Origin of the sequence: Parabacteroides hominis (assembly GCF_014287585.1) — a bacterium.
Taxonomy (GTDB): Bacteria; Bacteroidota; Bacteroidia; order Bacteroidales; family Tannerellaceae; genus Parabacteroides; species Parabacteroides hominis.
The window spans coordinates 113,347-126,435 of sequence record NZ_JACOOJ010000006.1 but is presented as its reverse complement, the minus strand read 5'-3'; the positions used below and the strand labels follow the sequence as shown (position 1 = coordinate 126,435).

Here is a 13,089-nt window from a genome sequence, read left to right as displayed (position 1 = left end):
CTTATTCTTTACTTATATTTGAATCATTCTTTTCTACAGGCTTTTCTTCGCCTTCACCCTTTCCATCTTCTCCGGGAACAGGAATCTCTTCGATCTTCGTCTGGTTGATGAACAGGTAAGCGTTCATCAAACTCAAATCGTTTTCATCGGGCAGCGGATTCATCTTAGCGAACTTCACGAAATCGGCCAGTTGCATGATCTGTTTCAGGCTTTCATAAACAGAAGTCGCCTCCTGCTGCTTGCGAATGATGTCGAGTATCTCGCCGGAAGTCATTTCCATCGCATTGATGCCGAAACGATCCACGATATAGCGGCGCAACGTATCCGTAATCAATGTATAATACTCCTTGCTGCGACCCTGTTGCCAGAGTTTCTGCTGCTTGATCTCGTCGAGTTCCTTGATCGCCTGTTCGTGAGGCGGAAGTTTCGGTTCCGGCTTTTTGAACGGTATGATGGACTGGCGGTTACGCATACGTTTGATCACGTAGGCAACCACACAGATCAGGAACAGAGTCAGCAGCACGCCGAATATCCAGGGATAGTAATCGGCCAATACAAAAGGCGGCTTCCAGACGCTCTTGATATCGTAAAACTCCTCCGGCTTGTCTGTATTGACAGGAACTGTCGACACCTTCAAGGCCACTTGGTTGGAGTAAACGGTATCCGCCCCGTCGATCACCATGAATGGAGGCAGCAGGTAAAGAGACGAGTCGAAAGATGTCACCAGCAAGTCCTGCTTGATCAGCAAACGGTCGTTTTCGATCAGGGTAGAATCTGCCTTCGGTATTTCGAGCACCTCCACTCCTGCCATCAACGTGTCGCGCGGAATCACCAGTTGGACAGCTTTATCTTTGTCTGTCGTTACCGTCAAATGTAAAACAGTCTGCTCTCCGATCAGTATGGCGGCAGAGTCGACACGAACGTCAACAAGAGTCTGCTGCGCATACGCTTTCCCACCGGACAGGAATGCTCCGGCAAGGGCAAGTAACAGAATGCTTTTCTTTATTAATTTCATTTGTTTGCTTTAATTACGTTTGTCAAAAAGAGCAATTAATGCTTTCACATAATCATCTTCCGTACGGACGGAGACCGAATCGACACGGCATTTCTTGAACGAATCGCTCATGGCAGCCTGCCGGCGGTCCCACCACTCTTTATAGGCGGCACGCACATGGGCGGACGAACTGTCTATCCAGCGTTCCTGTCCACTTTCAGCGTCTTTGATCTTTATCAAGCCGACAGCGGGAAGTTCCGTCTCCCGGCGGTCGTAGACCTGGATGGCAACAACGTCATGCTTGCGGTTGGCGATGGTCAAGGCATCCTTGAATCCGTCCTTGTCGATAAAGTCGGAGATCAGGAAAGCCGTGCAACGCTTCTTGATTGCATTGGTCAGATATTTCAGCGCTTGTGCGATATTGGTCTGTTTTTTATCCGGTTGGAAGTCGATCAGTTCGCGAATGATATACAAGATATGTTTTTTCCCTTTCTGGGGAGGAATAAACTTTTCTATCTTGTCGGAGAAGAACACCACGCCGATCTTATCGTTGTTCTGGATAGCCGAAAAGGCCAGTGTCGCTGCGATCTCCGTAATGACTTCTTTCTTCATTACATTCACGGAACCAAAGTCCCTACTTCCCGACACGTCGATCAGCAACATCACCGTCAATTCACGTTCTTCTTCGAACACCTTCACGTAAGGACGGACGTAACGGGCGGTCACGTTCCAGTCGATATCGCGGATATCGTCTCCGTATTGATACTCGCGCACTTCGCTGAACGCCATACCGCGTCCTTTGAACGCCGAATGGTATTGCCCTGCAAAAATATTGCGGGACAAGCCGCGAGTCTTTATCTCAATCCGTCGGACCTTCTTTAATAGTTCACTTGTTTCCATATTATTCAGTTGAAAGTTGACAGTTGAAAGTTGAAAGTTAAGAAGACAGTTAAGAACGAGTCGCTTGCGCAACTCTCAACTCTCAACTCTCAACTTTCAGCTATTTAGGGTACTTCGACTTTGTTCAGAATTTCGCTGATCACCTCTTCGGATGTCAGGTTATTGGCTTCCGCTTCATAGCTCAAGCCGATACGGTGGCGCATCACGTCGTGGCATACGGCACGGATATCTTCGGGGATCACATATCCCCTGCGTTTGATAAAGGCGTACGCACGGGCAGCCAATGCCAAGTTAATGGATGCACGCGGAGATGCACCGAAGGCGATCATGTTGGACAGGTTTGCCAAGCCATGTTCCTGCGGGAAACGGGTGGCAAATACGATATCCACGATATAGCGTTCGATCTTTTCGTCTAAATAAACTTCGCGTACGATCTTGCGGGCTTCGAGGATTTCATCTTTGGTCAGGATCGGTTTGATGTCCGGTCTTACTCCTGATATATTCTGGCGGATAATCAGCTTTTCTTCTTCCTTCTTCGGGTAATTGATGATGACCTTCAGCATGAAACGGTCTACCTGCGCTTCAGGCAGCGGGTATGTACCTTCCTGCTCGATCGGGTTCTGGGTCGCCATTACTAAAAAAGGGGACGGCAACTTGTATGTATTTTCGCTGATTGTCACCTGGCGTTCCTGCATGGCTTCCAGAAGCGCGCTCTGAACCTTTGCCGGTGCACGGTTAATTTCATCCGCCAATACAAAATTAGCGAAGACGGGACCTTGTTTAACTTGGAATTCTTCGCTTTTCTGACTATAAATCATCGTACCGATCACGTCGGCCGGCAACAAGTCCGGCGTAAACTGAATACGGCTGTATTTCGCATCGATCAATGATGCCAGCGTCTTAATGGCCAATGTCTTTGCCAATCCCGGAACACCTTCCAGCAGAATATGGCCATCTGAAAGCAGACCGATCAATAATGATTCAACCAAATGTTTCTGTCCAACAATTACCTGGTCCATACCCATCGTAATCATGTTCACAAACGAACTTTTACTTTCAATTCGCTCGTTCAACTCACGAATGTCTACTGTCTGACTCATAGATTTTCTTCAATTATATTGTTATTATTTTTACTCGCTTTTTTGAGATGCACAAAATTAGAAATGTTAAATTCGTATTCTGCACTTTCGCAGTTAAATAATACTAACCTCCGCAGAACTATTTTGTTTTATTTTGCTTAAAAGGGAGAGTTTTCGTTACAATTTGCCATTCAGAATCTCAGTCTGGCGGGCAGCGGCTTTTTCGACGGAAGAGCGGTCACGACGGTCGATGCCATACATTTCCGGAGCAGGCACTTCGATCATTGTACCGATAGGCACGTTGTTCGGGTCTTTTATGATGGCTTTATTGTATTCATACAGATAGACCCAAAAGATCTTGCTTCCGTAATATTTCAAGGAGATCAGCGTCAGGCGGCTTCCCGGCTCGATCTTGACACGGGCGATCACTTTCGGAGAGGCGGCGGCTTCCGGCTTAGCTGCCGTATCCGGAATATCGACATGTGGGGCTATTGCAGGCTCCTCCGTCAAAAGAATGGCATCATCCTCGGTGACAACAGTATCTTCTATCAAAGAGGCGGAGTCTTCTACGGCAATACCATTCTCCCAAACTGCCACTTTCTTCTTCAAATCAAGCATTTCACTGTCTTTTTTAGAAAAGAAGAAAATATTCAGGGACAAACAGATGCCGAAACAAGCCAGAAAAACAACAACTACCCAAATAATCAATTTCAGCTTATTCCGGGACATACCCATATCTACGCTTGTTCCCGAATAGCGGGCTGTTTCGTCCTCCTCCTTGGCTGAGTGTACAGGCTGGCTGACTTCAGGTGTTTCAGATGCCTTTTCCGAAAATCCGAGAATCCCCAAAGTTTCAGGAACATCTTCAAACGTTTCAGGGGTTTTAGGGGTTTCAGGTGTTTCAGTAGACTCCAAAACCTCCGGTGCTTCAGGGATTTCAGGTTCATCAAGAATCACCCTTTCTTGTGGTTGGGGCTTTTCTTCGGGCATAACCTCTTCAACCGATTCGTCTTCCGCCTCCTTTTCTTCCGGTTCGCCGGGTATGACATCCATATCCGTAAAATCGACATTCTCACCCAGTTCGGTCGTTTCAAAAAAAGAGAACGGCTTATTGACTAATTCCCGCAACTCTTTATCCGGCAGGAAGGAAAATTTATAATGTTCCGGGATTACGAAACGTTCGCCCGTATTCACATGGATGCTTTCGCGCTTCTCTACCGGAATGATTTTAAAAGTTCCGAGACCTTTGACCTTTACCTGCTTATCCGTATAGACACCTTCCGACACGACCGCTATAAATTCCCTCAAAAAGCGCTCGGTGCTATTCTTGTCTTTTCCTGTATATTCGGCCAACAAACCGGCCAAATCCTGTATGGTCAGCCGGTTATTCATGATCACCTAATTCTTTAAGTTTATTCTTGACGGTCGTGCCCGGTTTAAACACCGGGACAAGTTTGGGAGGGACTAAATACCGTTTGCCGTTCGAAGGATTGACCGAGATCCGTTCCGCTTTCTGTTTCACTTCGAACTGACCGAAGCCTTGCAGGTATATGGTATCGTTATCTACCAGACGAGAACTGACTACGGAACTCAGGACAGAAAGCGCTTCAGCAACTTCCTGTGCGGTCCACCCCATACGGGCGGCAAGTTCAGTAACCAGTTCCTTATTTTTCATATCCGCATCCATTAATAGATTATGCAGCTATATTAGTTATTTTTTTGTAAACCAACAAATATCTTTGCAGTTTTTATATCAAATTAAAGTACACTTCCATACAGATCGAAAGCCTGAGCGTCGTCAATCCGTACGTCATAAAACTTTCCGGGGATCAACGGTTTCTCTTTAGAAACAAGGATCTCCGGATCGACCTCCGGTGAATCGAATTCCGTACGACCCACATAGAAGTCTTCTTCTTCACGATCGATCATCACCTTGAATTCCTTTCCGATCTTGGAGTTGTTCACATCAGCCGAAATGCCTTCCTGTATACGCATCAAATAGTCCAACCGGTCTTGTTTGACATCGGGGTCGATATCATCGGCATAATGTTTAAAAGAATACGTACCCTCTTCATGGCTGTAGGCAAAAGCGCCCATACGTTCGAAACGGGCTTTCTTTACGAATTCGACCAGCTCTTCAAAGTCCTGTTCGGTTTCTCCCGGATGGCCGACCATCAAAGTCGTACGCAGATGAATGCCTGGGACTTCTTCCCGCATCCGGCGTATTAAAGCGTATGTTTCTTCTTTCGTGATGTTCCGGCGCATTTTCTTCAACATCGGGTCGCTGATATGCTGAAGGGCGATATCCATGTATTTGCAGACATTATCGCGTTCACGCATAACCCTGAGCAGCTCATAAGGGAAATGGGACGGATAGCCATAATGCAAGCGAATCCATTCTACTCCCGGAATATCGGAGATGCGTTCCACCAACTCCGGCAACGCATGGCGTCGATACAAATCCAGGCCGTAATAAGTCAAATCCTGTGCGATCACCTGAAACTCTTTTACTCCCTGTTCCACCAACAGTCGGACTTCCTTCTCGATTTCCTCCATCGGAACAGACTGGTAATGCCCCGTGCTGATCGGAATAGCGCAGTACGAACAGGTACGGTCGCATCCTTCGGCGATCTTCAGGTATGCGTAATGCCGGGGAGTCGTCAAAACACGGTCGGCAGCCAGTTCCCGGTGGTAGGATTTGCCTAAATCGTTCAGCAACTCTTTCCAGTTAAACTTTCCGTAGAAACGATCGACTTCCGGCAATTCGTTTTCCAGGTCTTTCAGGAACCGTTCGGAAAGGCATCCCATGACAAAGAGTTTGCCGATCTTCCCTTTCTTCTTGGCTTCTCCCAGATCGAGTATCATATTAATCGACTCTTCCTGGGCATCACCGATAAAACCGCATGTATTCACAACGACGATTTCACCGTTAATCTTGTGAGGATCGTGTTCGACGGCATATCCGTTTGCCACGAACTGGCGCATAAGCTGTTCCGAATCCACCAGGTTCTTCGAGCACCCTAACGTTATAATGTCTACTTTATTTTTTCTCATATATGGTACAAACTCCCTTTTATTCTCCGAAGAGGGAGTTTACAAATTCTTTTTTGTTGAATACCTGGAGGTCCTCCATGCCTTCACCCAAGCCGATGTACTTGACAGGGATGCGGAAATGGTCCGAGATACCGATCACGACGCCGCCCTTAGCCGTACCGTCCAGTTTGGTAACCGCCAATGCATTTACCTCGGTTGCGGCTGTAAACTGCTTGGCTTGTTCAAACGCATTTTGTCCGGTAGAGCCGTCCAATACCAACAATACTTCGTGCGGTGCATCGGGAACTACTTTCTTCATCACATTCTTGATCTTGGTCAGTTCGTTCATCAGATTGATCTTGTTGTGCAGGCGTCCGGCGGTATCGATGATAACCACATCCGCCCCGTTCGCCTTTGCCGAACTCAACGTGTCGAATGCTACCGAAGCAGGGTCAGAACCCATCTTCTGCTTCACGATAGGCACTCCTACCCGTTCACTCCAAATCACCAGCTGCTCTACGGCTGCGGCACGGAAGGTATCGGCAGCTCCCAGACACACATTCTTACCGGCTTTCTTGAACTGATAAGCCAATTTGCCGATCGTGGTCGTCTTGCCTACCCCGTTCACGCCTACGACCATGATGACATACGGCTTCTTGTCTTCCGGAACCGTAAACGACTCCAGATCTTCCGTATGGTTCTCCGTAAGCAGGGAGGCAATCTCTTCACGCAGGATCGCCGTCAACTCAGCGGTTGTCACGTATTTGTCTCTGGCTACGCGGTCTTCGATACGGGAAATGATTTTCAGCGTAGTATCTACTCCGACATCGGAAGTGATCAGCACTTCTTCCAGATTGTCCAAGACTTCGTCATCCACCTTGCTCTTGCCGGCAATGGCTCTGGTAATCTTAGAAAATACATTTTCTTTTGTCTTAGATAACCCTTTGTCCAGAGTTTCCTTTTTTTCCTTACTGAAAAAGCTAAAAATACCCATATTTTATACTGCTTAATTTATTTCTTTTCTGAATGAGTGCGCTAAATTACTAAATAATTGACAATTTTCAATTCTCAATTCTCAATTTTCAATTTCTCAGTCCATTCTCGCCTTGTAGTCTTCGTAACCGAACTCCCTGTACATCACGAGTCGATCCTCCTTGCTCCACAAAGCCAGGGAGGGATGCGGGATCCCGTTGAACATGGTCGTTTTGACAACGGTATAATGGATCATATCTTCGAATATCAATTTATCCCCCACTTTCAAGGGTTGCTCGAAAGACCAGTCGCCCATATAGTCACCGCTCAGGCAACTGTTTCCTCCGATACGATAGGCCGGCTTCCCTTCCTCCGGCTCTATAGCCCCGCGAATCACCGGTTTATAGGGCATTTCCAGGCAATCCGGCATATGGCAAGTGAAAGAGGCATCTATAATCGCGGTCTTGATGCCATGATTCTCCACGATATCCACCACCGTCGTCAACAGGAATCCGGTTTGCCACGCAAATGCGCTTCCCGGCTCCATAATAATTTCAAGGTTGGGATATTTGGCTTTGAACGACTGCAACAGCCCGATCAGATGCTCCGTGTCATAGCCTTTTCGTGTCATCAGGTGTCCGCCTCCCATATTCAACCATTTGATATGCGGCAGGAAACGGCCGAAACGTTTTTCCACTTCTCCCAACGTCTTTTCCAGATCATACGAGCTCGATTCGCAAAGGGTATGAAAATGCAAGCCTTCGACACCGTCGGGCAACTTGTCGCCCAAAAGGTCGCTGACCACTCCCATCCGGGAACCCGGCGCACAAGGATTATACAAATCCGTTTCGACATCCGAATATTCAGGATTGATGCGCAGACCGCACGATACCCGGTTTCCGTCCGCCTGCACCATCGGATAGAAACGTTCGAACTGCGTGAGCGAGTTGAACGTCACATGGCTGCTGTATCTTAAAATCTCCGGGAAATCCGCTTCCGTATATGCCGGCGAATAGGTATGTGCGCGGCTCCCCATCTCTTCAAAAGCCAGCCTGGCTTCAAACTTCGAACTTGCTGTCGAATACGGGATATATTCACGCACGATCGGGAACGCTTTCCACATCGCAAACGCCTTGAAAGCCAAGATTATATTAATCCCTGCCCTCTCCTTCACGCTCTTGATCAGTGACAAATTACGGCGGAGCAACTCTTCTTCCATCACATAACAGGGGGATGGTATCATATTGAAGTCTATCATCCGGTAAGTATTTTTCTTTGATTCTGTCGGGCAAAGATACATAATAAAAAGCGAAAAACAAGAGAAGGGCTTATCGCCTCCTTCCTCCTTATTGTACTTCTTTCCAAAATATCCGTTAGTCTAAATCGAAACACACAGGCATGAAAATCGATTTTCATACCCGTGAAAATGAAATTTCCCGCAAGGGTAATATTTTTTAATAATCTGACACATATTATAACGCTGATTGTCAGTATATTGCAAAACAGCTGTTTTTAGATGGGTTATTGTATGTTTTAACATTTAAAAATAGATATTCTCCCTCTTTATCCTCCGCAATACCGGAGGCAAGAAGGCAAACGGCTTCCCAAAAGCCTCTTTCTTCTTCATTAACAATTATTACCACAAAACGCGCATCTTTGTCTACTAAAATAAAGTAGATTTGCGAAAAGATAGTAAACTGAAATTCAAAAACAACAAAGCAATGGAAAGACTGACAGCACAAGAAGAAAGTGTCATGTTGTATATCTGGAAATTAGAATCGTGTTTCATCCGTGACATACTGAACGAAATGCCCGATCCGAAACCACCCTACACCAGCGTGGCATCGGTGGTCCGGAATCTTGAAAAAAAGAAGTACGTCACCCCGAAGAAATTCGGAACGATCACACTCTTTTCTCCACGTGTAAAAGAAGCGGAATACAAACGGACCTTCATGTCAAATGTCGTACAAAATTATTTTACAGGTTCTTATAAGGAAATGGTTTCCTTCTTCGTCCGTGACCGCAAATTGTCCAAAAGCGATTTGCAGGATCTGATGGACCAGATCGAAAAAGAAGAATAATCAATTATAAAGATATCGATATGATAACTCCGATACTTATCTATTTTCTAAAGGTAAATCTGGCGTTGGCATTTTTATATATCTGTTATCGCCTGCTATTCCGTGACGATACGTTTTTCCGGTTACGCAGGGATGTGCTGTTGTCAATTTACCTGATCGCATTCCTCTATCCTTTACCGGACTTAAGCGGTTGGTTGTCCACCCAGACAAGCGTAGCGGGTATAGTCGGCTATTATTCAGGGTTGCTACCTAAAGAAACGGTTCTGGCGGCAGGCAGTGAAATAGCCGCCTCAGATTGGAAAGAAACCGGACTCAGGGTTATGCAAATAATCTGGCTGACAGGAGCCGGTATGCTGTTGTTCAGATGTGTGGCGGAGCTGTTCACTGTCTTCCGTTTATACAGGAAATGCAAGAAAATCACTTTAAACGACACCGAAGTTTGTATCCTGCCGGAAGCGGAAGCCTCCTACTCTTTCTTCAACTGGATTTTTATTTCATCCGATCCGAATCAACGGGAAAGACTTGATGACATCTTGATCCATGAACAGACACACGTCCGCCAATGGCATTCGATCGATATGATGGCCAGTGAAATCGTCTGTATTGCCTGCTGGATAAATCCGTTTGCCTGGTGGTTAAAGAAAGAGATCAGTATTAATCATGAATTTATTGCAGATGAACAGGTCATGCTTTCCGGATTCGACAAAAAAGAATACCAGTACCATTTGATCGGCGTGAAACATCCCAATAAGGCTATTGCAAATTTATATAACAATTTCAGTGTCTTACCACTTAAAAAGAGAATTACTATGTTAAACAAAAAAAGAACGAACAACGCCAGAAAAGTGAAATACCTGGCATTGGTTCCAATGGCCGCAGGCTTGCTATTGCTCAATAATATCGATGCAATGGCACGTGTATTGAATGGAAAGGTATCAGAGGTAATCCAACAGCCGGCTTCTCTCGCAGCAACCACTGTTTTCGAAATGGAGACTGCCGATCCGCTTCCACCGGACAAGGACAAGATTCATGAAACGTGTGATATCATGCCCGAATTTCCAGGTGGGCAAAGTGCATTATTGCAGTTTCTTGCTAAAAGCATAAAATATCCGGTAGAAGCCCAGCAACAGGGAAAGCAGGGAAAAGTGACTGTCACATTTATTGTTGAAAAAGACGGAAGCATTACAAATGCCAAAGTAATACAGGCCCTATATCCCTCATTGGACGAAGAAGCTTTACGGGTTATCAACTCAATGCCCAAATGGACTCCGGGAAAGATGAAAGACGGAAAAGTTGTCCGTGTGCAATATACCGTCCCGTTAACTTACCGGTTGCAGTAGCCTGACAGTATTTCCCTTTTTGAGCAGGACACAAAAAAAGGCACGTAATCTTCAAAAATGCTGCCAGGCGATAAACGAAGATCACATGCCCCACGCTCCTCTCAGAGAGGGAGATATTTTTTTTATAAATTATCAAGCCAACGTTTACCTGCCGGAGTATGCAGGAAAATATAAAAACCGACTGTCGCAACAGATAAAAATCCGAATGTAAATATTGCTGCATTCATAACTTATGACTTATTCGTTAATGCCTCAAAGATAAGGGATTCATCCCGGAATATCAATTGATTCAGCCGATTTATTCAACAATTGTCAAGCGTGCAAACTTCAAAAGCAGTTGTTTTTGACCGAAATGAGCAAATGAAACAGTTGCTTTAGCATTGCCACCATCGCCTTCAATGGCAGTCACTTCTCCTTCTCCAAAGCGGTCATGCCGGACTTTAGCTCCTACATACAAGCCCGACAGATCGGATGCCGGAGCAGAAGACGGAGACGAAGAAGCCGTTTCCATCCGTGTCAGACGCCCGGCAGCCTGAGCGACCGGAGAAACATAAGTATCTTCTTCCACAGCTTTCGGTTGTTGGAAGGAGGAAGAAAAAGCCGATGGACGACGAGTGACGGTTAATAAACCGTCAGCAATGGCATCTTTCGTCTTATAAATATATTGGGTATCGATATCCTTTAAGAAACGGCTGGGCGAACACATGGCGCTCTGGCCATTCCGATAACGGCTTTTGGCGTATGTCAGCACACAGTTTTCTTCCGCACGGGTAATGGCGACGTAGAAGAGGCGGCGTTCTTCCTCCACCGCCCTCGGATTGTCTTTCGACATGGCGGAGGGAAACAGGTCCTCTTCCAGCCCGACAACGAAAACATTCCGAAACTCCAAGCCTTTGGCTGCATGCACCGTCATCATCGTCACCTTGTTTGCCTGTTCTTCCTTATCGTTATCCTGGTCTGTCAACAGCGATACTTCAGACAGGAAGTCTGCAAGCGAGACGTGCTCCGCCCCTTCCTCGCGGCGTATCTCACAAAACTCGGCAATACCTTTCAATAACTCCTGCAAGTTTTCCTGCTTGCTGATTCCTTCCACCGAGCGGTCTTGAAACAAAGTACTGACAATACCGCTTTCCTTCACCACCGCAGAGGCGATTTCTTCGGCAGAGAGTTTAACATTCCGTTGGATAAAGCCGGAGATAAGTTCCCGGAAATCGCTTAGCTTCTTTGCCGTACCATTATTTATCTGCAAGGCATAACCGATCGGATCGTCCAGTACGGTCCACAAGCTGACGTTATGCTCGGTCGCGGCTGCAATCAGCTTGTTCAGGGTGGTATCGCCTATTCCGCGAGCCGGATAGTTTATCACACGTTTGAAAGCCTCCTCGTCATGCGGGTTGATGATCAGGCGAAGGTACGAGATGACATCCTTTACTTCCTTACGCTGATAGAAAGACAAGCCTCCGTATATCTTGTAAGGAATCCCCCGTTTGCGCAGGGCTTCTTCCAAGATGCGTGACTGGGCGTTGGTCCGGTACAGGATGGCAAAATCAGCATAATCGTAATTCCGCATCCGCATATCGTTAATCTTGCCGGCAACGGCATATCCCTCTTCATAATCGGAATAGGATGAACAAATGGACACCTTGTTACCCTCTTCCTTTTCCGAATAAACAGTTTTCTGTATCTGTTTCGTATTCTTATGGATCAAGCTGTTTGCCGCGTTTACGATATTCTGCGTCGAACGGTAATTCCGTTCCAGTTTGAAAATGCGGCAACCCGGATACTGGTTCTTGAATTGCAGGATATTATCGATATTGGCTCCACGGAACGAATAGATGCTCTGCGCATCATCCCCCACCACGCAGATGCGGCGATGCACTTCGCACAAGCGTTGCACGATCAGATGTTGGGCAAAGTTCGTGTCCTGGTACTCGTCCACCAACACAAACTGAAAAAAGCTCCTGTACTTCTCTAATACGTCCGGATGGTCGCGGAACAGGATATTCGTTTGCAGCAGCAAATCGTCGAAATCCATTGCTCCCGCTTGCATGCAACGGTTCTGATACCGCTTATAAATCTCACGCAGCAAAGGAACTTTCGAATCTATATCATGTTGCACCAGCTCCTTGTTCTGCTCGTAGGCCTTATAGGTGACAAGCGCATTTTTTGCATTCGAGATACGGCTCTGTATCATTCCCGGCCGGTACACCTTGTCGTCGAGCTGCATCTCCTTCATAATGGAACGGAGCAGGCTTTTGGAATCGGTCGCATCGTAAATAGTGAAATTGGAAGGATAACCGATACGCTCCGCCTCATAGCGGAGAATGCGGGAGAAGATGGAATGGAACGTCCCCATCCATAGCCGTCGTGCCGTCTGTTCATCCGTCAGGGAGGCTACACGCTCTTTCATCTCGCGTGCCGCCTTATTGGTAAAAGTAAGTGCCAGAATGCTTTGGGGAGGCAACCCTTGTTGCAAAAGATAAGCTATCTTGTAGGTCAGCACACGTGTCTTTCCCGATCCGGCTCCGGCTACCACAAGCGAAGGTCCGTCGGTATAGACAACCGCTTCGCGCTGACTTTCATTCAATTGTTTCAGATATTCTTCCACGTATCTTGTATTTTTAGGGCACAAAGGTACGAATTTTTATTTACCTTCCGACCGTCTTCGTTGTGCATGACCTCGGCATCTC

Annotated in this window: 11 protein-coding genes; 2 read left to right on the top strand and 9 right to left on the bottom strand. The window is 46.5% G+C overall.

The genetic code is table 11. The features are described from left to right. Window position 1: 1 nt before the first annotated feature. From H8S65_RS05325 to nspC, 8 genes are all read right to left on the bottom strand, one after another. The gene (locus H8S65_RS05325; protein ID WP_186928977.1) at window positions 2-1,015 is read right to left on the bottom strand and encodes a hypothetical protein; all 1,014 of its coding nucleotides are present in this window, start codon (window positions 1,013-1,015) and stop codon (window positions 2-4) included. Window positions 1,016-1,024: 9 nt separating this feature from the next. Continuing rightward, window positions 1,025-1,894 (bottom strand): DUF58 domain-containing protein, encoded by an 870-nt coding sequence (locus H8S65_RS05320; protein WP_186928976.1) that lies wholly within the window; start codon window positions 1,892-1,894, stop codon window positions 1,025-1,027. 104 nt (window positions 1,895-1,998) lie between these two features. Then, window positions 1,999-2,994 (bottom strand): AAA family ATPase, encoded by a 996-nt coding sequence (locus tag H8S65_RS05315; RefSeq protein ID WP_186928975.1) that lies wholly within the window; start codon window positions 2,992-2,994, stop codon window positions 1,999-2,001. A gap of 156 nt (window positions 2,995-3,150) precedes the next feature. Next, window positions 3,151-4,365 carry an HU family DNA-binding protein gene (locus tag H8S65_RS05310; RefSeq protein ID WP_186928974.1) on the bottom strand — a complete coding sequence of 405 codons (1,215 nt, stop codon included), beginning with the start codon at window positions 4,363-4,365 and terminating at the stop codon, window positions 3,151-3,153. Continuing rightward, complete coding sequence (locus tag H8S65_RS05305; protein WP_186928973.1) at window positions 4,358-4,648, bottom strand: HU family DNA-binding protein; 291 nt, start codon at window positions 4,646-4,648, stop codon at window positions 4,358-4,360. Before H8S65_RS05305 ends, H8S65_RS05310 begins: the two co-directional genes overlap by 8 nt. Before the next feature lie 83 nt (window positions 4,649-4,731). Next, a complete protein-coding gene (rimO, locus tag H8S65_RS05300) occupies window positions 4,732-6,027 on the bottom strand; it encodes a 30S ribosomal protein S12 methylthiotransferase RimO (RefSeq protein WP_186928972.1) in 1,296 nt (431 codons plus the stop codon). A 19-nt stretch (window positions 6,028-6,046) separates the two neighbouring features. Then, window positions 6,047-7,000 carry a signal recognition particle-docking protein FtsY gene (gene ftsY, locus H8S65_RS05295; protein ID WP_186928971.1) on the bottom strand — a complete coding sequence of 318 codons (954 nt, stop codon included), beginning with the start codon at window positions 6,998-7,000 and terminating at the stop codon, window positions 6,047-6,049. A 96-nt stretch (window positions 7,001-7,096) separates the two neighbouring features. Beyond that, a complete protein-coding gene (gene nspC, locus H8S65_RS05290) occupies window positions 7,097-8,236 on the bottom strand; it encodes a carboxynorspermidine decarboxylase (protein ID WP_186928970.1) in 1,140 nt (379 codons plus the stop codon). Between the two features lie 463 nt (window positions 8,237-8,699). Here nspC and H8S65_RS05285 point away from each other — a divergent pair, with 463 nt between their 5' ends. Both H8S65_RS05285 and H8S65_RS05280 read left to right on the top strand, forming a co-directional pair. Continuing rightward, a complete protein-coding gene (locus H8S65_RS05285; protein WP_186928969.1) occupies window positions 8,700-9,059 on the top strand; it encodes a BlaI/MecI/CopY family transcriptional regulator in 360 nt (119 codons plus the stop codon). Between the two features lie 20 nt (window positions 9,060-9,079). Next, on the top strand, window positions 9,080-10,399 hold the full coding sequence (locus H8S65_RS05280; RefSeq protein ID WP_186928968.1) for a M56 family metallopeptidase: 1,320 nt from the start codon (window positions 9,080-9,082) through the stop codon (window positions 10,397-10,399). 298 nt (window positions 10,400-10,697) lie between these two features. Here the strand turns inward: H8S65_RS05280 and H8S65_RS05275 are convergent, their stop codons facing one another. Further along, on the bottom strand, window positions 10,698-13,007 hold the full coding sequence (locus H8S65_RS05275) for an ATP-dependent helicase (protein ID WP_186928967.1): 2,310 nt from the start codon (window positions 13,005-13,007) through the stop codon (window positions 10,698-10,700). Window positions 13,008-13,089: the final 82 nt, after the last annotated feature.

Excerpts from the sequence above, each read along its gene's own strand:
- H8S65_RS05325 (WP_186928977.1), bottom strand. The coding sequence starts at position 1,015 with ATGAAATTAATAAAGAAAAGCATTCTGTTACTTGCCCTTGCCGGAGCA.
- H8S65_RS05320 (WP_186928976.1), bottom strand. The coding sequence starts at position 1,894 with ATGGAAACAAGTGAACTATTAAAGAAGGTCCGACGGATTGAGATAAAG.
- H8S65_RS05315 (WP_186928975.1), bottom strand. The coding sequence starts at position 2,994 with ATGAGTCAGACAGTAGACATTCGTGAGTTGAACGAGCGAATTGAAAGT.
- H8S65_RS05310 (WP_186928974.1), bottom strand. The coding sequence starts at position 4,365 with ATGAATAACCGGCTGACCATACAGGATTTGGCCGGTTTGTTGGCCGAA.
- H8S65_RS05305 (WP_186928973.1), bottom strand. The coding sequence starts at position 4,648 with ATGAAAAATAAGGAACTGGTTACTGAACTTGCCGCCCGTATGGGGTGG.
- rimO (WP_186928972.1), bottom strand. The coding sequence starts at position 6,027 with ATGAGAAAAAATAAAGTAGACATTATAACGTTAGGGTGCTCGAAGAAC.
- ftsY (WP_186928971.1), bottom strand. The coding sequence starts at position 7,000 with ATGGGTATTTTTAGCTTTTTCAGTAAGGAAAAAAAGGAAACTCTGGAC.
- nspC (WP_186928970.1), bottom strand. The coding sequence starts at position 8,236 with ATGATAGACTTCAATATGATACCATCCCCCTGTTATGTGATGGAAGAA.
- H8S65_RS05285 (WP_186928969.1), top strand. The coding sequence starts at position 8,700 with ATGGAAAGACTGACAGCACAAGAAGAAAGTGTCATGTTGTATATCTGG.
- H8S65_RS05280 (WP_186928968.1), top strand. The coding sequence starts at position 9,080 with ATGATAACTCCGATACTTATCTATTTTCTAAAGGTAAATCTGGCGTTG.